21 protein-coding genes are annotated in these 25,361 nt (G+C 71.4%); 11 read left to right on the plus strand and 10 right to left on the minus strand.

Going from position 1 to position 25,361, the window contains the following annotated elements:
* Positions 1-30: 30 nt before the first annotated feature.
* Positions 31-1,029, minus strand: a complete 999-nt coding sequence (locus tag ABT304_RS10265; RefSeq protein WP_350714925.1) for a hypothetical protein — start codon at positions 1,027-1,029, stop codon at positions 31-33.
* A gap of 243 nt (positions 1,030-1,272) precedes the next feature.
* On the opposite strand from ABT304_RS10265, the gene thrS reads away from it, so the two are divergent.
* The 5 genes from thrS to ABT304_RS10290 all read left to right on the plus strand — a co-directional run bounded on the left by thrS (position 1,273) and on the right by ABT304_RS10290 (position 8,117).
* Positions 1,273-3,261, plus strand: coding sequence for a threonine--tRNA ligase (thrS, locus tag ABT304_RS10270; protein ID WP_350714926.1), 1,989 nt, complete (start codon positions 1,273-1,275; stop codon positions 3,259-3,261).
* 281 nt (positions 3,262-3,542) lie between these two features.
* Positions 3,543-4,538 (plus strand): AurF N-oxygenase family protein, encoded by a 996-nt coding sequence (locus ABT304_RS10275; RefSeq protein WP_350714928.1) that lies wholly within the window; start codon positions 3,543-3,545, stop codon positions 4,536-4,538.
* Positions 4,539-4,620: 82 nt separating this feature from the next.
* Positions 4,621-6,258: an FAD-dependent oxidoreductase gene (locus ABT304_RS10280; RefSeq protein ID WP_350714929.1), complete on the plus strand. Its 1,638-nt coding sequence runs from the start codon at positions 4,621-4,623 to the stop codon at positions 6,256-6,258.
* A gap of 41 nt (positions 6,259-6,299) precedes the next feature.
* Positions 6,300-7,007, plus strand: coding sequence for a TetR/AcrR family transcriptional regulator (locus ABT304_RS10285; RefSeq protein WP_350714931.1), 708 nt, complete (start codon positions 6,300-6,302; stop codon positions 7,005-7,007).
* Positions 7,008-7,064: 57 nt separating this feature from the next.
* A complete protein-coding gene (locus ABT304_RS10290) occupies positions 7,065-8,117 on the plus strand; it encodes a M36 family metallopeptidase (RefSeq protein ID WP_350714932.1) in 1,053 nt (350 codons plus the stop codon).
* A 3-nt stretch (positions 8,118-8,120) separates the two neighbouring features.
* Here ABT304_RS10290 and ABT304_RS10295 read toward each other — a convergent pair whose 3' ends face one another.
* From ABT304_RS10295 to ABT304_RS10305, 3 genes are all read right to left on the minus strand, one after another.
* Entirely contained in the window at positions 8,121-9,644 is a 1,524-nt protein-coding gene (locus ABT304_RS10295; RefSeq protein WP_350714934.1) for a hypothetical protein, read from the minus strand.
* Between the two features lie 111 nt (positions 9,645-9,755).
* The gene (locus ABT304_RS10300) at positions 9,756-10,418 is read right to left on the minus strand and encodes a response regulator (RefSeq protein WP_350714936.1); all 663 of its coding nucleotides are present in this window, start codon (positions 10,416-10,418) and stop codon (positions 9,756-9,758) included.
* Positions 10,397-11,668 carry a sensor histidine kinase gene (locus ABT304_RS10305; protein WP_350714938.1) on the minus strand — a complete coding sequence of 424 codons (1,272 nt, stop codon included), beginning with the start codon at positions 11,666-11,668 and terminating at the stop codon, positions 10,397-10,399. Before ABT304_RS10305 ends, ABT304_RS10300 begins: the two co-directional genes overlap by 22 nt.
* A gap of 110 nt (positions 11,669-11,778) precedes the next feature.
* Between ABT304_RS10305 and ABT304_RS10310 the strand changes: the two genes are divergently transcribed.
* The 3 genes from ABT304_RS10310 to ABT304_RS10320 are packed head-to-tail and all read left to right on the plus strand — an operon-like array spanning position 11,779 to position 15,041.
* Complete coding sequence (locus tag ABT304_RS10310; RefSeq protein ID WP_350714940.1) at positions 11,779-12,570, plus strand: ABC transporter ATP-binding protein; 792 nt, start codon at positions 11,779-11,781, stop codon at positions 12,568-12,570.
* Positions 12,567-14,450, plus strand: a complete 1,884-nt coding sequence (locus ABT304_RS10315; RefSeq protein WP_350714941.1) for an FtsX-like permease family protein — start codon at positions 12,567-12,569, stop codon at positions 14,448-14,450. The genes ABT304_RS10310 and ABT304_RS10315 overlap by 4 nt, the downstream gene beginning before the upstream one ends.
* Positions 14,451-14,504: 54 nt before the next feature.
* Entirely contained in the window at positions 14,505-15,041 is a 537-nt protein-coding gene (locus tag ABT304_RS10320) for an HIT family protein (RefSeq protein ID WP_350715099.1), read from the plus strand.
* Positions 15,042-15,097: 56 nt separating this feature from the next.
* Here the strand turns inward: ABT304_RS10320 and ABT304_RS10325 are convergent, their stop codons facing one another.
* The 5 genes from ABT304_RS10325 to ABT304_RS10345 form a co-directional block, all read right to left on the minus strand.
* On the minus strand, positions 15,098-15,556 hold the full coding sequence (locus ABT304_RS10325) for an OsmC family protein (protein WP_350714943.1): 459 nt from the start codon (positions 15,554-15,556) through the stop codon (positions 15,098-15,100).
* A gap of 157 nt (positions 15,557-15,713) precedes the next feature.
* Positions 15,714-17,102 carry a GntP family permease gene (locus tag ABT304_RS10330; RefSeq protein WP_350714945.1) on the minus strand — a complete coding sequence of 463 codons (1,389 nt, stop codon included), beginning with the start codon at positions 17,100-17,102 and terminating at the stop codon, positions 15,714-15,716.
* Between the two features lie 37 nt (positions 17,103-17,139).
* Positions 17,140-17,781 (minus strand): bifunctional 4-hydroxy-2-oxoglutarate aldolase/2-dehydro-3-deoxy-phosphogluconate aldolase, encoded by a 642-nt coding sequence (locus ABT304_RS10335; RefSeq protein ID WP_350714947.1) that lies wholly within the window; start codon positions 17,779-17,781, stop codon positions 17,140-17,142.
* Entirely contained in the window at positions 17,778-19,388 is a 1,611-nt protein-coding gene (locus ABT304_RS10340) for an N-acyl-D-amino-acid deacylase family protein (RefSeq protein ID WP_350714949.1), read from the minus strand. The genes ABT304_RS10335 and ABT304_RS10340 overlap by 4 nt, the downstream gene beginning before the upstream one ends.
* A gap of 12 nt (positions 19,389-19,400) precedes the next feature.
* On the minus strand, positions 19,401-20,732 hold the full coding sequence (locus ABT304_RS10345) for a type III PLP-dependent enzyme domain-containing protein (protein ID WP_350714951.1): 1,332 nt from the start codon (positions 20,730-20,732) through the stop codon (positions 19,401-19,403).
* Positions 20,733-20,857: 125 nt separating this feature from the next.
* Between ABT304_RS10345 and ABT304_RS10350 the strand changes: the two genes are divergently transcribed.
* Genes ABT304_RS10350 through ABT304_RS10360 form a run of 3 tightly spaced genes read left to right on the plus strand, consistent with a single transcriptional unit; the run spans position 20,858 to position 23,054 of the window.
* Positions 20,858-21,877, plus strand: a complete 1,020-nt coding sequence (locus ABT304_RS10350) for a sugar kinase (RefSeq protein WP_350714952.1) — start codon at positions 20,858-20,860, stop codon at positions 21,875-21,877.
* Complete coding sequence (locus ABT304_RS10355) at positions 21,874-22,623, plus strand: IclR family transcriptional regulator (protein ID WP_350714954.1); 750 nt, start codon at positions 21,874-21,876, stop codon at positions 22,621-22,623. Before ABT304_RS10350 ends, ABT304_RS10355 begins: the two co-directional genes overlap by 4 nt.
* Before the next feature lie 26 nt (positions 22,624-22,649).
* The gene (locus ABT304_RS10360) at positions 22,650-23,054 is read left to right on the plus strand and encodes a RidA family protein (protein ID WP_160022834.1); all 405 of its coding nucleotides are present in this window, start codon (positions 22,650-22,652) and stop codon (positions 23,052-23,054) included.
* Here the strand turns inward: ABT304_RS10360 and ABT304_RS10365 are convergent.
* Entirely contained in the window at positions 23,051-25,234 is a 2,184-nt protein-coding gene (locus tag ABT304_RS10365; RefSeq protein WP_350714956.1) for an acyltransferase family protein, read from the minus strand. The genes ABT304_RS10360 and ABT304_RS10365 overlap by 4 nt on opposite strands.
* Positions 25,235-25,361: the final 127 nt, after the last annotated feature.

Below are 25,361 nucleotides of genomic sequence, written 5' to 3' on the forward strand. Positions count from 1 at the left end.
GACGCTACCTCACCCCGTCCGCACCCGGTCTCAACCAGTCGGCAGCGATCCGGCGGACGAGATCCGGTGCAGGTGAGCGGTGAACGAGTGCTGGTGGTCGACGCGCGGCAGCCGAAGCGCGGCGCCGGTGACCAGGTGCAGCGTGACGTCGATGCGCGGGTTGGCCTTGCGCTCGTCGACGACACCGGTGTCGATGCTGATCACGTCCTCCCAGAGGATGACGTCGGTGTGGCGGGCGTACTCCAGGACCAGGCCGCCTTCATAGAGCCCGAGGTCGACCGCGACCGGGCGCTGCAGCCCGAGCCAGGCCAGCCGGAACCCGAGGATCAGCCCGGCGAGCGCAACCAGACCCCCGGCCAGCACGAGCACCATCGGCAGATTCGGCCGAGTGGCTACCCAGGCCCCGAACGCGATGAGCGCCGGTCCGAGGACCAGCCCGACCGGTGCCAGCCACGCCCGTCCGTGCGCGGGGTGGGTGCTCAGCCGGATGCCGAGGTCCTCGGTGAGCGTCTCCTCGCCAGGCGTACGCAGCCACGCTCGCCGCCTCGGCAGCACCACCAGTCCGAGCACCGTGAGAGCGATCCCGCCCCAGAGCACCGGGTCCCGGCCCATCCCGAGGATGCGGGCCGGCCATGGGTTGATCGCATGCTCTCCGTAGGCGTCTGAGTCGACCACCCACATCCGGAAGGTCGCCTTCGACGGGTCGGGGTCGCGCCCGATGTCGCGGAGGGTGCCGTGGATGCTTCCGGTGACCCGCTCGCCGTCGACGCGCCACTGGCCACGGCAAGAGGTGATCTCGCCGGTGCCGCCGTCGAACTCGCACCGCTCCACCACGCTCACCTCCGCCCACTGCCCGCTGTTCCACCGGTCGGCCGCGTGCTGCGCCACGACGGTGGCTGGGAACAGCATCGCCAGGGCGCCGAGACCCAAGGTGATCAGGACGGTCGCCGCCGACGTGAGCCGCTGTAACCGGCGCACCCGGCGAGAAGGGTCGATGAGACGGGACTTGGGGCCGGTGGTGGGGAGCACGAGGCCTTTCACATCAAGGACTGGGATGGACGTCGATCGAGGCTCGGAATTCTAGCCGCATGCCCCCACGGGTTCTCGTCGACCGGGTCGAGGACTCGGCACCGTCCGGGCCGCTGCGCGCCTGTCCCACGACCGTATCTGACACGGGTTCACCCATTCGCAGTCCGCCGCCGGCGGCGGATACGATCGGAACGCCGCGCGAGCATCGCGGTCCACACACCACTGGAACCCACAGGAGCATCCGTGTCCGAGATCAAGATCGCCGTACTCACCCCCGACGGGCGCGAGGAACGGGCGGTCACTACGGGCACGAAGGCGTGGGAGCTCTTCGCGGACAACCCCGACGTGATCGCGGCCAGGGTCGGGCAGGACCTGAAGGACCTCGCCTACGAGCTGGTCGACGGCGACGCCGTCGAGGGCGTTCTGATCGACTCCAAGGACGGCCACGACATCCTGCGCCACTCGACCGCGCACGTGATGGCGCAGGCGGTGCAGGAGCTCTTCCCGGAGGCCAAGCTCGGCATCGGACCGCCGATCACCGACGGGTTCTACTACGACTTCGACGTCGAGACCCCGTTCCACCCGGATGACCTCGACAAGATCGAGTCCCGGATGAAGAAGATCATCAAGGCCAACCAGAAGTTCTCCCGCCGGGTCACCACCGACGACGACGCCCGCGTCGAGCTGGCCGACGAGCCCTACAAGCTCGAGCTGATCGGCCTCAAGGGCTCGGCTGCCGACGCCGCCGAAGGGGCCAGCGCCGAGGTCGGCGGCGGCGAGCTGACCATCTACGACAACCTCGACCGCAACGGCGAGATCGCGTGGAAGGACCTGTGCCGCGGCCCGCACCTGCCGACCACCAAGCGGATCCCGGCCTTCAAGCTGATGCGTAGCGCGGCGGCGTACTGGCGCGGCGACGAGAAGAACAAGCAGCTCCAGCGCATCTACGGTACCGCCTGGGAGTCCAAGGAGGCGCTCGACGCCCACCTGGCCCGGATCGAGGAGGCCGAGCGCCGCGACCACCGCAAGCTCGGCCGCGAGCTCGACCTGTTCTCCTTCCCCGACGAGATCGGCTCCGGCCTCCCGGTCTTCCACCCCAAGGGCGGGATCATCAAGCGGGAGATGGAGGACTACGTACGCGCCAAGCACATCGAGCACGGCTTCGAGTACGTCGGCACCCCGCACATCGCGCGTGAGCAGCTCTTCCACACCTCGGGCCATCTGCCCTACTACGGCGACGGCATGTTCCCGGCGCTGGACGTGGACGGCCAGGACTACCGCCTCAAGGCGATGAACTGCCCGATGCACAACCTGATCTTCCGTTCGCGCGGGCGCTCCTACCGTGAGCTGCCGCTGCGACTGTTCGAGTTCGGGTCGGTCTACCGCAACGAGAAGTCGGGCGTCATCCACGGGCTGACCCGCGTGCGCGGCTTCGCTCAGGACGACTCCCACTCCTACTGCACCAAGGAGCAGGCGCCGGCCGAGGTCAAGCACCTGCTCGACTTCATGCTGACCGTGCTCAAGGACTTCGGTCTCGACGACTTCTACCTGGAGATGTCGACCCGCGACGACTCCAACAAGGACAAGTTCGTCGGCAGCGACGAGGACTGGGCCGAGGCCACGAAGATCCTCGAGGACGTCGCGACCGAGACCGGTCTCGACCTCGTGCCCGACCCGGGCGGTGCGGCCTTCTACGGGCCGAAGATCTCCGTCCAGACCAAGGACGCCATCGGCCGGACCTGGCAGATGGGCACGGTCCAGTACGACTTCAACCAGCCCGCCGCAGACCGGTTCAACCTGGAGTACCAGGCTGCCGACGGCACCCGCCAGCAGCCGGTGATGATCCACTCGGCGAAGTTCGGTTCGATCGAGCGGTTCCTGGGCGTGCTGGTCGAGCACTACGCCGGAGCCATGCCGCCGTGGCTCGCCCCCGTACAGGTCGTCGGGATCCCGGTCGCCGACGCGTTCGACGACTACCTCTACGAGGTCGCCGCCAAGCTGAAGGCCAAGGGCATCCGGGTCGAGGTCGACGAGTCCGACGACCGCTTCCAGAAGAAGATCCGCAACGCCCAGCTCCAGAAGATCCCGTTCATGCTGATCGCCGGTGGCGAGGACGTCGAGAAGGGCGCGGTCAGCTTCCGCTACCGCGACGGCCACCAGGAGAACGGCATCCCGGTCGACGAGGCGATCGAGCGGATCGTCGCCGCTGTGGAGTCGCACGAGCAGGTCTGAGCCTGTGACCCTGCGAGGAACGAGCAGGGTCACAACGCGAAGAGATCGAGCGAGCCCCGCTTCCGCGAGCTTGCGAGCGGGAGCGACGGGCGGGTCGAGATCCGGCCTCCGTGATCGTCCAGCGCCCCGTCCCCAAGAAGGGACGGGGCGCTTTCGTGTGCCCGGAAGATAAACGTGACACGAAGTCGCGCGTACTCTTGTTATCGGGACGCGTGTCCGGGTAACGTGGGTCACGTCGTTAGCAGCTCAACGTAGAACTCAACGGTGAAGGAGCGATCGTCATGACCGCCGTTCAGGATGAGAAGTCCACTGGATACGTCCGCCAGGGCAAGCAGGCCTACCTCGACACGCTTCGTACGCTGTCCGAGGCCTCGGTGGAGGTGCACTTCGACCCGTTCAAGGACATCGACTGGGACTCCGACGAGCTCGCGGTGCTGCCGGGCGACGAGCGCTGGATCCTCAACGACGCCGACGAGATCGGTGCCCACCCGTGGTACAAGGCGCTGTCCAAGGAACGCCAGATCGAGATCGGGATGTACCGCTGGGCCCAGGTCGCCAAGGTCGGCCTGCAGTTCGAGCAGCTGCTCATCGGCGGCGTCATGAACCACCTGGTCTGGTCGAAGAACAACAACCCGGAGTTCCGCTACGCGACTCACGAGGTGACCGAGGAGACCCACCACACCCAGATGTTCCAGGAGCTCGTCAACCGGGTGAACCCGGACGTGGCGGGTGCGCCGACCTACTACAAGGTCCTGGTGCCGCTCCTCGCCTCGGCGGGTGCCTGGTTCCCGGAGGCGTTCTTCACCGGCATCCTCGCCGGTGAGGAGCCGATCGACCACCTGCAGAAGGGCGCGATGCGCGCTGGCGGCAGCCACCCCGTGGCCAACCGGGTGATGCAGATCCACATCGCCGAGGAGGCGCGCCACATCGGCTTCGCCCACCAGTACCTCGAGCAGCACGTGCCCGAGCTCGGCCGGGTGAAGAAGACCCTGCTGGCCTACCTGTTCCCGATCATCATGCGCCTGCTCTGCGACGTGATCATGGTCCCGAGCAAGCAGGCCCGCCACGACATGGGCATCCCGGACGAGGTCGCCCGCGAGATCTGGTGGAAGTCGGAGGAGTCCGAGAAGCTGCTGCGTGACCTCTTCGGTGACGTACGCCTCCTGGCCGACAACCTCGGCATCCGCAAGGGCCCGGCCAAGCTGCTGTGGAGGATGACCGGCATCGACGGCCGCGCCTCGCGCTTCCGCGCCGAGCCGCGCGCGGCGTCCTACTGATCCCCTGAGCCCGACGCCCTAGAACGGTAGTCCCAAAGTGCCTCATGTCGTCACTCAGTCGTGCTGTGCGGACGCCTCGTGCGTGGTCGCCTGCCCGGTCAACTGCATCCACCCCGCCCCGGGCGAGCCCGGCTTCGGCGAGGCCGAGATGCTCTACGTCGACGCCAAGAGCTGCGTCGACTGCGGAGCCTGTGTCACGGCCTGCCCGGCCGACGCGATCGTCCCGCACACGACCCTGACGGCCGCGCAGACGCCGTTCCTGGCGATCAACGCGGAGTACTTCGAGGTCTTCCCGCACAAGGACCGCACCCCGCTCGCCCTGGTCCACCCCCAGCGCCGGCTGACCCGCACCGGACCGTTCCGGGTCGCGGTGGTCGGCGCCGGGCCGGCGGGGATGTACGCCGCCGACGAGCTGCTCAAGCACCCCGAGATCTCCGTCGATGTCTTCGACCGGCTGCCGACGCCGTACGGCCTGGTCCGGGCCGGTGTCGCCCCTGACCACCAGAACACCAAGCAGGTCGAGAAGCTCTTCGCGCAGATCGAGTCGCAGCCCGGGTTCCGCTACTTCCTGGGCGTCGAGGTCGGCAAGGACGTCTCCCATGCCGAGCTGACCGCTCGCTACCACGCGGTCGTCTACACCGTCGGCGCGGCGAGCGACCGCGCCCTCGGGATCGAGGGCGACGACCTGCCCGGCTCGCTGAGCGCGACCGACTTCGTCGGTTGGTACAACGGCCATCCGGACAAGCAGGACCTGCCCGTCCACCTCGATGTGGAGTCCCTCCCGTCGCGTCGGGTCGTCCTGGTCGGCAACGGCAACGTGGCGCTCGACTGCGCCCGGATCCTCGCCGAGGACCCCGAGCGGCTGGCCCGGACCGACGTCGCCGAGGGACCGCTGGCGGCACTGCGCGACAGCGCGGTGAAGGAGGTCGTCGTCCTCGGGCGCAGGGGGCCCGGGGAGGCGGCCTTCACCGTGCCCGAGCTGGTCGGGTTGATGGGCCACACCGGGATCAACGTCATCGTCGATACGGGGGACCTGCCGATCGAGGAGGCGCTCGCCGGCGGCGAGACCACCACCCGGCTGCTGCGCGAGCTCGCCGGCCGCGAGGTCCGCCCGGAGCTGCGTACGATCGTCCTTCGCTTCCTCAGCTCGCCGGTGCGCGTCCTGGGTGAGGGCCGGGTCACCGGGGTCGAGGTCGGGCGCAACCGCCTCGAGCGCGACGAGAACGGCGTCGTCCGGGCGGTTCCCACCGGCGAGACCGAGGTCCTCGAGACCGGGATGCTGCTGCGCGCGGTCGGCTACAAGGGGCTGCCCGTGGCCGACCTCCCCTACGACGCCGCGACCGGCACCGTCCCCAACGAGCGCGGCCGGGTGCTCCCGGGCGTCTATGTCGCGGGCTGGGTCAAGCGTGGTCCCAACGGCTTCATCGGCACCAACAAGTCCGACGCCGAGGAGACGGTCGAGCAGCTGCTCGACGACCTCGACACCGACCGCATCCCGGCTCCGGTCGGTGACGCCGCCGAGATCTCCGCGGTCGTACGCAGCCGCCAGCCCGGCATGGTCGACCTGGCCGGCTGGCAGGCGATCGACCGCGAGGAGAAGCGACGTGGCGCCGAGTCCGGTCGTCCGCGGGTGAAGATCACCGATGTCGAGGAGATGCGGGGCATCGCCGCGAAGTCACGGAAACCCCGATACTCTCTTGGGCGTCGCAAGGAGCGCTGAAAACGCTCTCGACAAACGTCACGGGATCAGGGGGAGAAGCGGTGGCCGAGAAGCGCGATGGTCGGCAGGACCGGTGGAGCAAGCACAACGAGCAGCGCCGCCAGCAGATCATCGACGCCGCGATCGCGGTGATCGAGGCCGGTGAGCCCGGCGCCGACGTGCAGGTGCAGCAGATCGCGGTGCGCGCCGGGCTGTCCCGCACGGTCATCTACCGCCACTTCGAGGACCGCGCCGACCTCGACCGAGCCGTCCAGCAGGCGATCCTCGACGGGCTCTGGTCCGATCTGCTGCCGGGGATCACCCTCGACGGCACGGTCCCGCAGATCATCGAGCGGATCATCGGCACCTACATCCACTGGGCGCGGGCACATCCAGCGCTCCACCTCGCTGCTGACCACGACATCGAAGGCGGCGACGACGAGGGCCCGTTCCAGCAGGGCATGGAGCAGCTCGCCGGCCGGATCTCGGCGATCGTCGGCACCGCCGTCCTCGCCCTCGGGGGCACGCCCACCGAGGAGGAGGCCGAGGCCCTCGACCCGCTGATCTACGGTCTGGTCGGCGCGGTCTTCGGGGCCGTACGCCGCTGGCTGACCCGCACCGGCGACCGGCTGCCCGCCGAGACGCTGGAGCGGCTCACCGCTCGCTCCATCTGGTTCGTCATCGATGGCCATGCTCGCGGCTTCGGGATCGAGCTCGACCCCGACCTTCCTCTGGAAGAACTCCTGTCCAAGGACATCCTCGCGGTATAGCCTCCCGGTATCACCCGGCCACACGGCCGTTCATTCCAGGAGAAGACCATGCCCCACATGCGCAGACTCTCGATCGCCGTCACCGCCGGACTGGCGGCCACCGCCGGGTTCGCCGTCCCGCTGAGCCCGGTGACCGCGGCCCCGGGCAGCGGCTCCTCCGAGGGCAGCGCCCGCGTGTTCATGGTGAACCCGGTCCAGTCCAGCAACGACCAGGACCTGGCCGACCAGAAGGACGCCGCGAGCGCCGTCCCGGAGAGCGCCTACGCCGAGGTGCCGCTCACCCACCTGGATGGCTCGGGCTACCTCCGCGGCGACTACGCCGTCGTCGAGTCGAGCACCGGCACGCCTGCGTACTCCACGACCAACAGCTACTCCTACGACCGCCACCAGGACCAGTTCGAGCAGGTCATGGGCTACTTCTGGGTGACCCGGGCGCAGACCTACCTGCACACCCTCGGCTTCGGCGAGACGCTCCCGGGCGTCCTGAACCAGCCGTTCTCGGTCAAGATCAACCAGTACGGCGGCGACAACTCCTACCAGACCGACAAGCCCTACCGGATCCGGCTGGGCAAGGGCGGTGTCGACGACGCAGAGGACGCCGAGGTGATCGTCCACGAGTACGGCCACGCCGTCCACGCCACCCAGGTGCCCGGCTACGGCAGCAGCCTGGACGCCGGCGCGATCGGGGAGTCGTTCGGCGACTACCTCGCCGTGACCGTCGGGCTCGACGCCGCCGCGGAGTTCGGCTGGCCGGTCGCCGCCGACCCGTCCTGCCCGATGGACTGGGACGCGACCTCCTACACCGACGCCCCGCACTGCATCCGCAGCTTCCACCTCGACCTGACCCTCGAGGACCGCCGCAACCAGGTCCACTACGACGGCCAGATCTGGAGCCAGGCGCTGTGGGAGATCCGCGAGGGCTACGAGGCACTCGGCCTCTCCACCCGCGACTGGGACACCACGCTGATCTACTCCCAGTTCTCCTACGCCCCGGACACCAGCTTCCAGGCCGCCGCAGCCGAGACGTACGCCGCAGCGGCTGCTCGCGACGGCCAGGCCGCCGCCGACCTGGTCCGCGACCGGTTCGCCGCCCGGGGGATCACCTTCTGATCATCAGCGGCGCCGCCAGACGTGCCAGTCGTCGTAGCTGGCACGTTTGGCGTAATGCCGCTGGAGATACTGCTGCGCGTGGTCGCCGTCGAGCCCCCAGGTGTCGAGACTGTCGCCGTGGACGACCACCCACTGCGGCGCCGAGGCCCCGGCCATCACGCCGTGCAGCTGGGCCAGGTGTGGGTCGCGGACACGCGCCGGGAGGCTCCACAGATTCTCGTACGGGCTGTCCAGTCCGCTCGCAGCGATGATCTCGGGGTGCCCGAAGCCGACGACGACAGCGTCGGTGGGGCGCGCGTGCTCGCGCAGGTAGGAGGAGACCCGGCTCTCCGGTGTGATCTGCGGTGGCACGAGAACCCACGACGTCCAGACCGCGACGGCGGCCGCGGCCGAGTACGCCACGGCGCAGCTCAGTGCCGGACCGGACCGCGGACCGGGTCGGGCGATGGCGACGAGCAGCACCAGGCCGGGAACGATGCCGGTCAGGTAGTGCAGCCAGTAGCTGCCGCCCGCGGCGATCGCGAACAGCTCCCACGCGGTCATGGCGAGCACGGGCCCGGCCAACGGCGCCCCGCGCATGAAGACTGCGGCGAACGCGATGACGAGCACCACGGCGGCACCGCTGCCCAGCGACGCCGCCGCGAGCAGCATGCCCCGGGCAACGGTCTCTGACGATGCCGAGCCGTCGATCGTCGCCACGGCCTCGATACGGAAGACCACGACCGCGCTCCACAGCTCCGGCGCGGAGGTGCCCCGCGCCCAGGCTCCGAGGACGGCCGCGCCGAGCAGCACCGCGGCGCCGCCCGCGAACGTGGCGGCCCGTTCCCACAACCGGGGAACCCGCCCGTGGGACACCGCGACAAGGACGGCTGTGAACACGAAGACGTCGATGAAGTTCTGCTTCACCAGAGCGGCAGCCATGCCGGCTGCCCCCGCCCCGGCGGCGAGCACGGCCGTACGCCATCCCCATGATCTGCGCATCGCCGTCACCGCGCACACCAGACCGAGCAGGACGAACGGGACCGCGAGCAGCTCGCCGTTGACCGCTGACATCCCGAGCAGCGGGCTCGACAGCAGTGCGGCCGCGAGCACGACTGTCGCGAGCCGCGCTGAGCGATGGCCAGGGGACACCTGATTCGCCAGGACGCCGGCCAGGACCACCGACATCCCGCTGGCCACGGCGCCGAGCAGCTTGAGCCCGGGGGCGACGAGCCCGGAGCTCGTCACGTCCACAGGCCCGAGGTGGCCGGCGATGGTGAACAGCCACAGCAGCAGTGGTGGCCGGTCGACCCAGTAGTCCCCGTACAGCGAACGGCCCGGCCGCCACTGCTCGGCGAGCATCAGGAAACCGCTCTCGTCCGAGGTCAGCGGCCGGTGGAGGAAGGGCAGCCACGCGGCCGTCGCCAGCAGAGCAGCGACCAGCACGATCGCGGTGTCTGTCCAGCCTCTGCCTGCGAAGCGTGCGGCGCTGCCGCCGGGCCTCGCTGGCGTCGACGCAGAGGTGCGGTCGCTGACGGGAGTGGTCACTTCGGCACGCTGGGTGAGGCTGGATCAAGGGCGATGGAGCCGCTTGCGCGCGACGTCGTGGGGTGTTCCCACTCTATGACCGTTACCCAAGCCAGTGCCGGGTTGGTCGGTCTAGGCCTCGCGCAGGTAGGCGAGGACGGCCGAGACGCGTCGGTCGGTGGTGGGGTCGAGGTGGAGCTTGGCGAAGATGTTGCCGACGTGCTTGCGCACGGCGGCCTCGGAGACGAAGAGCGCGGTGGCGATGCTGCCGTTGGTACGCCCCTCGGCCATCAGGCCCAGGACCTCTCGCTCGCGCTCCGAGAGCACCTCGAGCGGACCGTCCGGCTGGTGCCGGTTGAGGAGGCCGCGTACGACCTGGGGGTCGACGACGGTCTCGCCGCCGGCCACCCGGTCCAGGCTGTCGAGGAAGTCCCGGACGTGGCCGACCCGGTCCTTGAGCAGGTAGCCGATACCGCCCCCACCAGTGGTGTCGAGGAGCTCGGCGAGGTAGGCGTCGGCGACGTAGGCCGAGAGCACCAGGACCGCCAGGTCGGGGTGCCGTCGGCGGAGCTCGGCGGCGGCGCGCAGCCCCTCGTCGGTGTGGGTCGGCGGCATCCGGATGTCGGTGATCACCACGTCGGGGCGGGTGTGGTCGGTGAAGGCGAGCAGGGCGTCGGCGTCGCCGACCGCGGCGATGACCTCGTGGCCGGCGCGCTCGAGGATGGCGAGGAGGCCCTCGCGCAGCAGCGCGGCGTCCTCGGCCAGGACGATCCTCAGGGGAGCACGGTCGGGCACGTCATCCTCACTTCCGTCGGTCCGCCCGGCGGGCTGGTGACCTCCAGCGTGCCGTCCAGGGCGGCCAGCCGGGTGGTCAGGCCGGCGAGCCCGCCCCCGGGACGCACGGTGGCGCCGCCGGCCCCATCATCGCGTACGCAGACCTGCAGCCGGTCACCGGTGACCTGCCCCTGCACGCGCGCGGAGCGGGCATCGGCATGGCGGACCGCGTTGGTGAGCGCCTCGGCGACCACGAAGTACGCCGCGGCCTCGACCGGCGCCGGCAACCGGCCGTCCACCCGCAGGTCGACCGAGACCGGCAGCCCGGCGGCGTCGGCGAGCTCGCGGACGGCAGCGGCGAGCCCGTGGTCGACCAGCACCCGCGGATGGATCCCGCGGACGGTGGCGCGGAGCTCGGCCAGCGCCGTCTCGGCCTGGGCGTGGGCCTGCCGGACGAGGTCGAGCCCGGACCCCTCGGGCACCTCCAGCTCGGCCAGGCCGAGCGTCATGGTCAGCGCGACCAGCCGCTGTTGCGCGCCGTCGTGCAGGTCGCGCTCGATCCGGCTGCGCTCGGTCTCGAAGGCGTCGACGAGGTCGACCCGGGACCGGCGCAGGTCGGCGACGGCCGCGGCCAGCCTGGCCTGGGCCGGTTCGAGCAGGAGCCGCGCCAGGCTGGCCTGGGCGGCGGCGAGGAGGGTGGCGGCGTACAGGCCGGCGATCAGCAGCACCAGCCCCGGGGCCACGGCGATCCAGGCCTCGGTGGGCGTGGTGAGCTGCCAGGGTCCGAAGGCGACGGGACCGTCGATCCGGACCAGGGCAGGGGCGAGCACGAGCACACCCGGGATGGTGATGATCAGGTTGAGCGCGACGGCGTCGACCAGCCACATGACCGTGGCGAACAGCACGGTGTAGCCGACCTCGGGTCCGGAGATCCGCAGCCGGCGCAGTGCCCGGAGCCGGTCGCTCCAGGCGATCGGCGCAGGCTCGGCCGATTCCGGACGTGCCTCGGGCAGGACCAGCCGGAGGCGTACGCGCTCCACGTCGGCGACGAGCGCCGCCAGCAGCGGAATCCCGGCGAGCACCAGCACCCCGACCACGATGACCAGGGTGAGCAGTCCGACGCCGACCAGCACGAACAGCAGGACGGCGACGACGAGACCGACCAGCGCACCGGAGGCCAGGTAGGCCAGGGCGCGCCAGGGCCAGCTGGAGGCGAGCAGCCGCCAGGGCGAGGAGCGCAGCGCGGCCCAGACGTCGGGTGGAGGTCTCATGACCCTCGAGCCTAGGCACTCACGACCCCGCGGCGGGGTAGCGCACGCGCTACCTCGCCGTGGCGTCTGCGCCCGTGTGCGCGCCGCGTAGGCGGCGTTTGCTGGAAACCATGACCGCCACCATCCCGGACGCCGTCCACGCTCCCCGGCCGCCCGGCCCGCCCGCCGTCGTGCTCGACGACGTCACCCGCAGCTATCGCTCCCGCTCCGGCAAGGTCGACGCGCTGCGGGGCGTGAGCCATGCCTTCGCCGCGGGAACGTTCACCGCGATCATGGGCCCCTCGGGATCGGGCAAGTCCACGCTCATGCAGATCGCCGCCGGCCTCGACCGGCCCACTCAGGGCAGCGTCCGGGTCGCAGGCACCGCCCTGGCCGGCCTGAACCGGACGACGCTGACGAAGCTGCGCCGACAGATGATGGGCTTCGTGTTCCAGCAGTACAACCTGCTCGACGCACTCACCGCGTACGACAACGTCGCCCTGCCCGCCCGCCTCGCCGGGCGGCGCCCGGATCGCGCTCAGGTGATCGGGGCGCTCGAGCAGGTCGGTCTGCACGGGCTCGCCAGGCGGCGGCCGCCGGAGCTCTCCGGCGGCCAGCAGCAGCGCGTCGCGATCGCGCGTGCGCTGCATGCCCGGCCGGCGGTGCTCTTCGCCGACGAGCCCACCGGTGCGCTGGACCGTCACGCCGGACGCGACGTGCTCGAGCTGCTGCGCGACCTCGTCGACGCGCCGGTGACCCACGGGCCGGCGCAGACGGTCGTGATGGTCACCCACGACCCGCTCGCCGCCTCGTACGCCGACAGCGTGCTGTTCCTCGCCGACGGCCGGATTGTCGGGCAGATGGAGCGCAGTGACGCCGCCCGGATCGCCGCCCGCATGGCCGAGCTGGAGCCGCTGCGATGAGCGTCGTCGCGATGGTCGCGCACAGCCTGAAGAGCCTGCGCCAGTCCTGGCCTCCGTACGCCGGGGCCGCCGTCGCTCTCGCCGGTGGCATCGCCCTGATCACCCTCGCCACCAACATGCTGGGAGCGCTCGGCACCGCCACCGACGGGCTGGACCCGCAGACCCGGACGCAGATCGACGACCTCGGGTCGCTGTTCGGCATCATGGCCGGCATCTCGCTCTTCCTGGCGCTCTTTGTGGTCTCCTCGACCTTCGGGTTCGTGGTGGCCACCCGCCGACGCGAGCTCGGCCTGCTCCGTCTGCTCGGCGCCACCCCGCGCCAGGTGCGGACCCTGCTGCTCGGAGAGGCGCTCGCGGTCGCGGCCGTCGGAACGGTCGCGGGCTGCCTGCTCGGCACCGCAGTGACGGTGCCGGTGCTGCGCATCCTGCACCAGGCCGGGGTCACCCCGGTCCTGCTCGCGATGCCGAGCCAGGGCACGGGATGGGCGATCGCCGCCTCCTGCGGTGTCGGGGTCGCCCTGGTCGGGGCCTGGCGCGCGGGCGCCCGGGCGGGACGTACGCAGCCGGTCGAGGCGCTCCGCGACGCGGTCCTCGAGCGACGACGCCCCACGGTCGTCCAGGCTCTGGTCGCGCTCACCGCCGCCGGCGCGCTGGTCGCGACCGCCGTGCTCGCTCCCGAGATGCCGCTGCTGTTCGCCCTGCTCGTGGGCATGTTCCTGCCGATCGTCGCCGTGATCGGCGCCAACGCGGTGGGCGGGCTGCTCTACACCGAGCTCGCGGCGTACGCCGGTGCCACGGTGGCCCACCGGGACCCGGCGGCGCACCTGGCCCGTGACCTCGCCCGCACCAGCAGCCGGATGACCGCCGCGGTGGCGGCTCCGGTGGTGGCCATCATGGCGGTGGCCGGCTCGATGGTGCTCGCGGTCGGTGCGACCGCGGACTGGAGCGAGGGCGCCGACCGGGCCGCGCTCAGGTCGGAGCTGGTCGTCGAGCAGGCGGACCGCCCCGAGCGAATCCAGGACGTGCCCGGGGTCGGGGTGAGCGACGTACGCCGCACGGCGCAGGTCGGGTTCGGGGGCGGTCCCGAGGACGTCGAGGTCGTCGACGTCTCCAGTGCTGCCGCGACGCGCAGCCTGCGGGCGACGCGGGGGAGTCTCACCGACCTGCGCGGCCGGGCGATGGCGGTCACCGCCTCCTACGTCACCGACCTCGGCGGCCGGGTCGGCCAGGTCCGCCGGATGCGCATCGACGGCCGGGTCGTCAAGGTGCGCCTGGTCGCCGTCGTCCCCGATGCCCCGAACCTGTGGAGCGACATCATCGTGCCCGACGACCTGCCACGCATCGACAGGGTCGCCCGCGACACCGGCACGGTCTTCGTGCGCACCGACGCCGGCGCGGACGTCGCCGCGACCGCACGGTCGATCCGGGAGACCGGGGCCGAGGTGAGCACCGGCGAGGAGTGGGTCGAAGCGGTCTCGGCCGAGGCGCGCGAGATGAACACGGTCGTGCTGTGGGTGATGCTCGGCCCGGCCGGGGTCTACGCCGCGATCGCGGCCGTCAACGCGGTCCTGATCGGGGCGAGCCAGCGCCGCCGCCAGACCGCCACCGCCCGGCTGGTCGGCGCGACCCCTGCCCAAGTTCGCCGAACCGCGCTCTGGGAGACGGTGTTCACCGGCGCCGGTGCTCTGCTGGTCGGCGGCGCGGTCACCGGGTTCACCGGCTGGCTGATGCGGCAGGCGGTCGTACGCGACGTGCCCGAGGCGCCGCTGACCTTCCCGTGGCAGGCGCTGTCCGGGATCACGGCGGCCTGCCTGGTCGTGCTGCTCGCCGCCGCCGTCGCCGGGGCGTACACGCTGCGGAGCGGCGAAGCGTCCGACTGAGCCTGTCCTGAAGGGGCCTGCGAGGGGTTAAGTAGTGTTTGCCGCGTGACAGAGATGGACGGCGTACTCACCCAGGACGGCATCGGCGAGGGCGACGGTCTGGAACGGCTGTGGACGCCCTACCGGATGGCCTACATCCGCGGCGAGAACAAGCCCACCGACCCCTCGGAGACGGAGTGCCCGTTCTGCCGGGTGCCGACGCTCGAGGACGCCGAGGGCCTGGTCGTCCACCGCGGAGAGACCTGCTTCGTGGTGCTCAACCTCTATCCGTACGCCCCGGGCCACATGATGGTGTGCCCCTACCGCCACATCGCCGGCTACGTCGAGACCACCGACGAGGAGGCCGCCGAGATGGCGGTGCTGACCAAGCAGGCCGTACGCACCCTCGCCGGCGTCTCGCGGGCCGAGGGCTTCAACATCGGGATGAACCAGGGCACCGCGGGCGGCGCCGGCATCGCCGCGCACCTGCACCAGCACATCGTTCCCCGCTGGGTCGGCGACCAGAACTTCATGCCGATCATCGGCCGCACCAAGACCCTGCCACAGCTGCTGACCGACACCCGCGACCTGCTCGCGCAGGCTTGGGGTTAGTCACCGCAGATAGTCGGGATGGACCACCGCCACGCTCGACGGCGCCCCGGCCCAGGTCAGTGTGCGTCCGAGGAGGCAATGACAACGATGGTGCCGTGGACGTCGCAGGTGGCGGCAAGGGTGTTGTAGACGGTGCCGTAGCCTGCCAGGTTGCGTTGCAGCAGGTCGAGACGGCGTTGGGGTTCGCTGGTGACCAGCCGCAGCTGGTAGACGAACTCGGTGAACTTCGGCGGGGCATCCTGGCGGCGGGCGGTGACCTGCACCTCGGCGCGCTCGTACTGGAACGACAGCAGGTCGTTGGCACGAGCCAGGTTCTTCAGCAGGCACGCCGCCAGCGCCGCGGCGAGCAGATGTGCCGGACCTGGCAGCTCGGAGGGTGCCGCACCCCAGCTGGCGTCCAGGGGGACGGCTTCGCTGGCAGCGTCGACCTGAGCGGGTCCGCCTGCGATCGAGCGACCCGTGACCGTGTAGGTCATCGGGGCGGCGGACGACGGTGTGCTTGTGCTGGTATCCATGATTCGAGCGTCGTCTCGGCGCCTGGGTGTGGACAGAGCAGGACGTCCCAGACGCGAGGGCCCGACGGCCCATGTCGCACCCTGCATCCGCGACGCCGCCTCGAGGGGGTCCCGACAGGGCCCAGGCATGGCAGCCCAGGCCCTGCGGAGAGCGACCTCAGACGATCGCCCAGGCCACGGCGGCAGCCGCGAACCCGACGATCGAGAGCACCGTCTCCAGCACCGTCCAGGTCGCCAGGGTCTGCTTCACGGTGAGGTTGAAGTAGCGCGAGACGATCCAGAAGCCACCGTCGTTGACGTGGCTGAGGATGATCGAGCCGGCGGCGATCGCGACCGCGATCACCGCGAGCTCGGGCTGCGAATAGCCGGTGCCGAGGGTCGGCGCGATGATGCCGCCGGTGGTCACGATCGCCACGGTCGCGGAGCCCTGGGCGATCCGGAGCGCGCAGGAGATGACGTAGGCCAGCAGCAGGATCGGCAGGCCCGCGTCGGAGAGCACCTCGGCGAGCGCGGCGCCCACGCCGGTCGCGGAGATCACCGCGCCGAAGAAGGCGCCGGCGCCGACGACGAGCAAGATCATGCCGACCGGCCGCAGCGAGGCCCCGGTGAACTCCGAGATCTCCTCGATGCTCATCCCGCGCCGGATGCCGAGCAGCCAGAAGGCGAGGAGTACGGCGATGGTGAGTGCGACCGCGGGGTTGCCGAGGAAGGTGAGTACGTTGAGCAGCCGGCCCGGCTCGAGCAGCATCGTGCCGAAGGTCGCGCCGAGGATCAGGATCAGCGGCACCGCGATGACCCCGAGGACGAGCGGCAGCGCGACCGGGGTGGTGGGCGTCTTGTCCTGCTCCGCCTCGGTCTCCGCGACCAGGAACTCCTCGGGCACCGAGACCTGGACGCGCGGGGCGATCCACATGGGGAAGAGGATCCCGGCCGCGGCGAACGCGGGCAGGCCGCACAGCAGGCCCATGATGATCAGCCAGCCGAGGTCGACGCCGAGGAGGCCGCCCAGCGCCGTGGGGCCGGGGTGGGGAGGCAGGAAGGCATGCGTCATCGACAGGCCCGCGAGAACCGGGAGGGCGTAGAGGACGAGCGACTTGCCGCCGCGGTGAGCCGCGACGTAGACCAGCGGCGCGAGCACGAAGATGCCGATGTCGAAGAAGACCGGGATGCCGAAGATCAGGCCGACCAGGCCCATCGCGACCGGGGTGCCACGCTCGCCGAAGATGCCGATCAGCCTCGCGGCGAGGACGTCGGCGCCGCCGGACCGCTCGAGCAGCGACCCGAGCACGGTGCCGAGACCGATGATGAGCGCGATGTGGCCCAGCACGCCCCCGAAGCCGGTCTCGATGAGCGACTCCTTCGAGGAGAGCGCGGTGCCCACCATCTGCTCGACGGAGAGGCCGGCCGCGACGGCGAGGCCGATGCCGCTGATGAAGAGGGCGATGAACGGTTCGAGCTTCACCTTGATGATCAGGAAGAGGAGCACGGCGATCGCCGCTGCGCAGAGCAGCAGCAGGCCGGTGGTGCTTGTCTGGAGCCAATGCATGGTTGGTTCTCCCTCGGGTCAGGGGTGGGGGATGGACTCAGCGCAGAGCTGCACGGAACCGGGCGGCGTTGGTGGTGATCTGCTCCCACCGGGCCTCGTCGACGTCGGCGGGCTGGACCACCGACGTCCCAGCGGTCACGGCGATGGCGCCGGCCCGCAGGAACTCCGCGGCGTTGTCTTCGTCGACTCCGCCGGAAGGGATCAGAGCGACCTCGGGGTACGGCCCCCGCAGGTCGGAGAAGTAGCGCGGGCCGACGGCCCGCGCCGGGAAGATCTTGACCGCGTCGGCGCCGAGCGCGGTCGCGGTGAGGACCTCGGTCGGGGTGAGGGCACCGAGGACGACGGCCGCACCTGCGGCACGACCCTCGGCGACGATCTCCGCCGCCTCCGGCGGCAGGCCGGGCGTCACCAGGAACCGGGCGCCGGCCGCGAGCGCGGCGCGAGCCTGATCGGCGCTCAGCACCGTTCCGGCGCCGACCACGATGTCGTCGGCGTCGACCCGGGCGCTGACCTCGGCGAGGAGATCGGTGAGGCCCGGGGTCGTGTAGGTCAGCTCGACGGTCCGAATGCCCCCGGCGGCCAGTGCGTGGCACAGCGCGACGGGGTCGTCGAGCCGGGAGGCGCGTACGACGACCAGTGCCTGGTCGGCCCGCAGCGTCTCGATCACGTGGTTGCTCATCGGGGTCGGGTCCCTTCGTCGGTGCGGCGCAGCGCCCGTCCGGGAAGCGCGTCGGTGCGGTGGCCGTCCTCGATGACGGCGGTGCCGTTGACCAGCACCCAGTCGATGCCGCACGCCTGCTGCCGCGGCTGCTCGAAGGTGGCGGTGTCCTGGACCGTGTCGGGGTCGAGGAGCACCAGGTCGGCGGCGTACCCCTCCCGGACGAGTCCGCGCTCGTGCAGCTCGAGCCTGGCCGCGGGACGGCCGGTCAGGTGGTGGACGCAGTCGACCAGGTCGATCACGCCGAGCTCGCGTACATAGCGGGCGAGGTAGCGGGGGAAGGTGCCCCACGCGCGCGGATGCGGGCGATCGCCGACGAGGATGGCGTCGCTGCCGCCGCAGTGGGTGCGGTGTCGCATGATCGTCTGCACGTTCTCCTCGTGGCCGACGTGCTGGAGGATCGTCGTGGCCAGCCGGTCGCGGACGAGCAGGTCGAAGAAGACGTCCGTGGCCACCTGGCCGGACTCCGCGGCGATCTCGGCGACGGTCCGGCCGACGTGACGCGACAGCTCCGGGTTGCGTACGCCGCTGATCTGGATCGTGCGCCAGTCGGTCACGCAGCCGTGGCAGCCGTCGGTGCCGATATGGTCGAGCTCGTGCGCTATCCGGGCACGATCGCCGGGGTGCGCGATCCGCGCGAGCAGGGCGTCGGGGCCGCCGGAGGTCGACCAGCTGGGCAGCACGGCGCTGAGCGTCGTGGCGCCGGGGAGGTAGGGGTAGGTGTCGAGGGTGATGTCGACCCCGTCGCCCAACCCCGCGTCGATGATGTCGATCAGGTCCCCGGCGCGTCCGCGGTTGGGCTCGAAGTTCATGGTCGCGTGGGTCAGGTGCAGCGCGCACCCCGAGGCCCGGGCGACCTCGATCATCTCGGCGTACGCCTCCAGCGCACCGGCCCCGTAGGACCGGTGGTGCGGGCTGTAGTAGCCGCCCGCCTCGGCGACCACCCGGCACAACGTGGCCAGCTCCTCGTCGTCGGCGAACATGCTCGGCGGGTAGGTCAGGCCGCTGCTCATCCCCACCGCGCCCTCCTCGAGACCGACCCGGAGCAGCCGGGCCATTTCGGTGATCTCAGCAGCGGTCGCCGGCCGGTTGTCCGGACCGACGACCATCAGCCGCAGCGTCCCCTGCGGGACGAGGTACGCCGCGTTGCACGCGATCCCGCGGTCGAGCCGGTCCAGGTAGCCGGCGACGGTGTCCCAGTCGAAGTCGAAGTCGTCCGGCTCGCCGTTCCAGCCCGCGATCTGCCTGCGCAGGTGGGCGCGCGTCGCCGGGTCGGCGGGTGCGAACGAGAGGCCGTCCTGCCCGACGACCTCGAGCGTGACGCCCTGGCTCACCTTGGCGGTGTGGTCGGGGTTCACCAGGATCTGCAGGTCCGAGTGGGCGTGCATGTCGATGAACCCCGGGGTGAGCGCCCGCCCGGCGGCGTCGATCGTGCGCCGCGCGACCGGTGCCGGAGCATCGGTGTGGATGCCGGTGATCCGCCCGGCGTCGATGCTGACGTGGGCGTGGAAGGCCGGAGCGCCGCTGCCGTCGATGACGGTCGCGTCCCGGATGAGCAGGTCGGTCATGGCGGGGTCCTCTCAGAACCAGGTGCGCACGAGGTCGACGACGAGCGGGTCGTCGGCGTCGGCGTCGTCGAGGACCGGGATGAGGCCCCACTTGTCGAAGGCGGTGCACGGGTGCGAGAGCCCCAGACGGAGCTCGTCGCCGATCAGGACGGGCGCCTCGGTGGCGGGGTCCCAGCGGAGGAAGCCGTGCTGGTCGTTGAGCGCGGTCACGGCGACCCCCGAGAGCGGGGTCGCGGGGGAGCCGGTCGTCCGTGCCCGCAGCAGCTGCGCCTCGGGCATGCCCTCGTCGAAGGGCAGGTCGCGCTTGCCCGCGTCGAAGAGGGCGAGCCCCGGCTCCGGCTGGGAGGAGATCCGCACCCAGCCGTGGAGAGCGCTGCGCAGGGCGGGGCCGGTCGTGCGGGGCGCGCTCCCCAGCGGGGAGATGCCGCGGTAGAAGCCGTCGTCGTGGGTGATGTAGGCGCCGCTGCGGAGCACCACGCGAGCCTCCTCGCCGGCCACCAGCGGCGCGAGCGCGTCGGCGACCTGCTCGAAGTAGGCGCTGCCGCCGGCGCTCACCACGGGCGTCCGACCGGCGGGCAGCAGGCCGGTGATCCGCCGGTGCAGGGAGACCAGGCTGTCGACGTACGCATGGACGACGCCGAGCGCGGCTTCGTCGGTGGTGTGCGCCAGGGCGCCCTCGTAGCCGGTGACCCCGGCGAGCTCCAGGTGGGGTGAGGACGCGACGGCCTCGGCCACGGCGACCGCGGTCTCCTCGTCACGGGCGCCGGTGCGTCCGCCCGTGGCGCCACGCTCGACGAGGACGCCGAGCGGTCGGCGTGGCCCGGCCTCGGCGGCATGGGCGGCGAGCGCCTCGTGCATCAGGGCCACCGTCCGTGGCGAGTCGGCCCACACCAGCACCTCCAGTCCCGCGTCCTCGGTGATCTGGTCGGAGATCCAGCGCAGGGTGAGCGGGGAGACGATCGCGTTGGCCACGATCACCCGGGAGACGCCGAAGGCGCGGGCGACGGCGAGCTGGGGGAGATTCGCCACGGTGATCGCCCAGGCGCCGGCGGCGAGCTGCTCGGCCCACAGCTGCGGAGCCATCGTGGTCTTGCCGTGCGGAGCCAGGGCGATGCCGCGCTCCGCGCACCAGGCGGCCAGCACGTCACGGTTGTGGGTCATCGCGACGCGGGAGAGGGAGAGCACGGGCGTGGGCAGCTGCGAGAGCCGGGGCGCCGCCTCGAGCACCTCGGCGACCGTACGTCCCCACAGCGCGGGTGGGATCGCCTTGTGGCGCCAGTCGACCCGCTCCTCGCGCAGCGCCGCGACGGCCGCTGTGTCGATGTGGGCTGCCGGGTGATCCATGGCCCGTCCTTCCTTCGTTGCGCATTATGCAACGGTGATTGCGTATTTCGATTCGTTAGTTGTAGCATCGGGCACACCGGGCGTCAACGGCTCGGCGATGAACCAACAGGGGAGGAGCTCCATCCGTGGGCAGTAGCGGAGACGTGCGAGTGGTCTGTCTCGGGGAGGCGATGGTCGTCCTGCGTCCGGAGGGCGACCAGCCGCTCGCCGCGGCGACGACCCTGCGCCGTTCGGTCGGTGGCGCCGAGGCCAACGTGGCCGGCGCCCTGGCCGCCCTCGGGGTGCGGACCGCCTGGGTCTCCCGCCTCGGTCAGGACCCGTTCGGCGACGTCGTGACCGACGACCTGACCGGCCGCGGCGTGATCGTCGAGGCCGAGCGCGATCCCGAGCGCCCGACCGGGCTCTACGTCAAGGACCCCGCCCCCGGCGGCAGCCGCATGCACTACTACCGAGCCGGATCCGCGGCGGCCGCGATGGACGCCGCCCTGCTGGACCGGCCCGGCGTCATGGAGGCACTGGCCTCGGCCGAGGTGGTGCACACCTCCGGGATCACCCTCGGCATCCTCGAGGAGGGATCGACGCTGGTCACCCGCCTGCTGGCGCTGCGCGACGAGCTCGGCTTCCGGCTCAGCGTCGACCTCAACTGGCGACCGGCGCTGTGGGCCGGGCGCAGCACCGCGCAGCTGATCGACCTGCTGCGCGCGGCCGACATCGTTCTGCTCGGGGCCGACGAGGCACGCGCAGCGCTCGGCGCGCATGCTCCGCAGGACCTCCGCGACCTCCTGGGCGGGCGTCCTCGGCTGGTGATCAAGGCCGACTCCCACGCCGCCGGGGAGTACGACGCGGACGGAAGCGCCACCGAGGTGCCCGCGCTCCGGGTCGACGTCGTGGAGCCGGTGGGCGCGGGCGACGGCTTCGCGGCGGGCTATCTCGCCGCACTTGTCGACGGGACCGGCCCGGTCGGCCGGCTGCGTCAGGGCCACCTGGTCGCGGCGGGGGTGCTGGCCGCGACCGGCGACCACGCGCGGCCTCCGGCCGCCGACGTACGCGCCCGGCTGCTCGACTGCTCCGAGGACGACTGGGCCGCGACCCGGGTGAGCGCCGCCGGCATCGACTCCCCGGCGATCCGGGAGGCGGCCCGATGAGCCAGAGCCTGTCCCGCGCGCTGCAGATCCTCATCGAGCTCGGTGAGGGCGAGCGTTCCCTCGACCAGGTGGCCGCCAGTCTCGGCGTCCACAAGACCACCGCGATGCGTCTGCTGCACACCTTGGAGGCGGACCGCTTCGTACGCCGCGACGACCGCCAGCGCTACCACCTCGGCTCCCGGTTGTTCGCCCTCGGCACCGCGGCGCTCTCCCAGCACGCGATCCGCGACGTGGCCCAGCCCCACCTGACCCGCCTCGCGGCCGAGACGGGCGGCCAGGCCGTCCACCTGGCTGCGTACGAGAACGGCACGGCCATCTACCTCGCCAAGGTGGAGAGCACCCACTCGGTGCGGATGTACTCCCGGGTGGGTCTGCCCGCGGCGCTGCACGCGACAGCCGTCGGCAAGGTGCTGGTCGCGGGGCTGCCTCCGGGGGAGCAGGAGGCGGTGGTCGCCGGCATCGACTTCCGGCCGTTCACCAGCCGCACCATCCCCGACGCGGCCAGCTACCGCGAGGTGCTCGCCCGGACCCGCGAGCAGGGCTGGGCCGAGGACGCCGCCGAGCACGAGGACTTCATCAACTGCGTCGGGGCGCCCGTACGCGACGAGGCCGGGCGCGTCGTCGCCGCGGTCTCCGTCTCCGTGCCCGACGTCATCCTGCCCCGCGACGGAGTGCGAGCCCTGGTGCCGCAGCTCCTCGCGGCCACCGAAGCGATCTCCGCCGACTGGGCCGGCCGGAGCTCATGAGAACACCCCGAGAGGAAACCCATCCCATGTCCGACATCCGCATCTCCACCGACCAGGCCCCGGCCCCCGCGCACACCTTCTCCCAGGGCGTGGTCCGCGGCGGCCTGATCCAGGTCTCCGGTCAGGGCCCGGTCGACCCCGCCACGAACGAGTACCTGTTCCCCGGCGACGTGAAGGCCCAGACCGTACGCACTCTGCAGAACGTGGAGGCGATCCTGGCCGCCGCCGGTGCGGGCTTCGAGGACGTGCTGATGCTCCGGGTCTACCTCACCACCCGGGACGACTTCGCCGCGATGAACGACGCCTACGGCGAGTTCATCGGCTCACGCGTCGCCGAGGGCGGCATCCTCCCGTGTCGCACGACCGTGATGACCGGCCTGCCGCGCGAGGAGATGCTCGTCGAGATCGACGCGCTCGCCGTCGCCCGTTAGTCGACGACCCGGGCGAGCTCCCGGCTGAGGTAGGGCGCCAGGGTGCGGGCGTAGCGCGAGGTGATGTGGTTGCCGTCGCGGTAGACGATGACGTTGCCGATCACCGCCGGGCAGACCTCGTCCCCGCAGAACAGGTGGGTCAGGTCGACCAGGTGCGCGTTGGGGTCGCGGGCGACCGCGTCGCGGTGCGGATCCTTGACGAGTACGTCGGTGCGCGGCCGCCCGCACGCCTCGCCGGCGGTCTCGGGGGAATGTCGCTGGATGCAGCCGAGCGTGGTGCGCAGATAGGCGGCGTTGTCGGGCTCGAACATCGGGTTGTCGACGAGCGCGATCACCGGGACCTTCTTCGAGGGCCGGTGACTCCAGGCCTCCACCAGACCGTTGACCGTCGACTCGTACGGCGTCTCGCCGCCCAGCGGCTGGGTCGTCTTGCGGGCCGAGTGGGTGACGATGATCGCGTCGAGGTCCTGCTGCTCGGGAGCGCGCAGGTAGGCCTCGAGCTGCCGGTTCCACTCCGCACAGGCGGGGCGGTTATCGGCGATGCTCCGGCCCAGCGGCCGGGTGTTCCAGTGGCAGGCGGCACGGGCGGCGACGTCGATGCGCCAGCTGCGCTGGTCGCCGATCAGGTCGAGGGCGCCGACCGGGGCGACGGCGTGCGAGTCGCCGACCATCAGCAGCCGCTTGCGGTAGCCCTCGACCGCCCCGTTGGGGCAGGCGCTGAAGCGCACCGGACGCTCCTCGAAGGACCAGCACTCGCCCCGGTTTTCGTCGTCCGCGCCGATCGCGGCCACCGCCGGGATCAGCTCGCCTCGAAGGTCGGGGTTGCGGCACGAGCCCTCCGTGGAGCTCACCGCCAGCGCGGACGCACCGAGGCACTCGGTCGTGAACGGGTCGGCGGTGGCGAGCCGGGCCGCCGCCGCGATCGCCCTGTCCTCGGAGTGCTCGATCGCGACCAGGCCGCTCCACCCGGCGCCGACGGCGATCACGAGAGCAGCCAGCGTGGCGACCAGGGCTCGCGGGCCGCCGGGCCTGATGACGTACGTCTGGACCTGGCGGGTGACGAGGCGGTTGGTCGCCCAGGCGAGCAGCGTCGAGACGACCAGCACGCCCGCGGCCGAGGCGACGGTGAGCCGCTCCCCGCCGGTGTAGTAGAGCCACGCGATCAGCAGCGGCCAGTGCCACAGGTAGAGCTCGTAGGAGATGTCGGCGACGAACCGCAGCGGGCGGGTCTCCAGGAGGCGCCGCGGTCCACGTGGCGACGGGGTGGAGCCGACCATCACCAGCAGCGCCCCGGTGACCGGCCACAGGGCCAGCGGTCCCGGGAAGTGGTCCGCGCCGTCCATCACGAAACCGCAGGTCACGACTAGGCCGAGGCCGGTCCACGCGGCGTACGGCTTGATCTTCTCGGGCAGGCTCAGGCGGCGCAGGGCGAGCGCGGTGAGGGCGCCGGCGGCGATCTCCCAGAAGCGCGTGATGGAGTTGAAGTACGCAGCCGCCTGGTCGGCTCCGGAGACCTTGATCGCATAGGCGAAGGAGAGTGCGAACGCGGCCGCGGTCAGCACGAACAGCACCCGGGCGAGGCTGAGCCGCCCCAGCCGGCCGCGCGCGACGACGCGAAGCGCCAGAGCCAGCCCGACGACCACCAGCGGCCACAGCAGGAAGAACTGCCCCTGCACCGCGAGCGACCAGAAGTGCTGCACCGGCGTCGAGGACGGTCCCGCGGCGCCATAGGATAGCTGGCTGGCGATGAGCTCCCAGTTGAGCGTGTAGGTCGCCGCCGCGATCAGCTCGCGGGTCGTCTGCGTCCACAGCGTCTGCGGGATGAAGACCACCATCAGCGCGGCCGTGGCTGCCAGCACGATCAGCGCCGGCGCGGCGAGCCGCGCGAACGTACGTCCGTAGTGCTCGCCCAGTCTCACCCGGCCGCGCTCCGCCCTGCCCACCAGTGACCGGGTGGCGAGGAAACCGGAGATCACCAGGAAGACGTCGATCCCGCCCGAGACCCGGCCGTTGCCGAAGAGATGGAAGGCGACCACGAGCGCCAGGGCGATGCCGCGCAGGCCGTGGATCTCGCTGACATGTCCAGAGGTGCGCTCGACGGTGTGCCCAGATTTGGGGCTGTTGGGATCGCTGTCGGCCCGGCTGGTCGTGGGCGTGCGGAAATCCGAGATGGCGGTCACGTGATCGCTGTTCTAGTCGACGTTGGCGGGTGGGAGCCGTCGCACCGTAACGAGCAGTGATGACGTGAAGGCGTACGGCCGTTATCAATCCGCCGTCGAGATCTCCTCAGAACCGCTTCATATCGCC

It is taken from the genome of Nocardioides sp. NPDC000445 (genome assembly GCF_040300245.1).
Taxonomy (GTDB): domain Bacteria; phylum Actinomycetota; class Actinomycetes; order Propionibacteriales; family Nocardioidaceae; genus Nocardioides.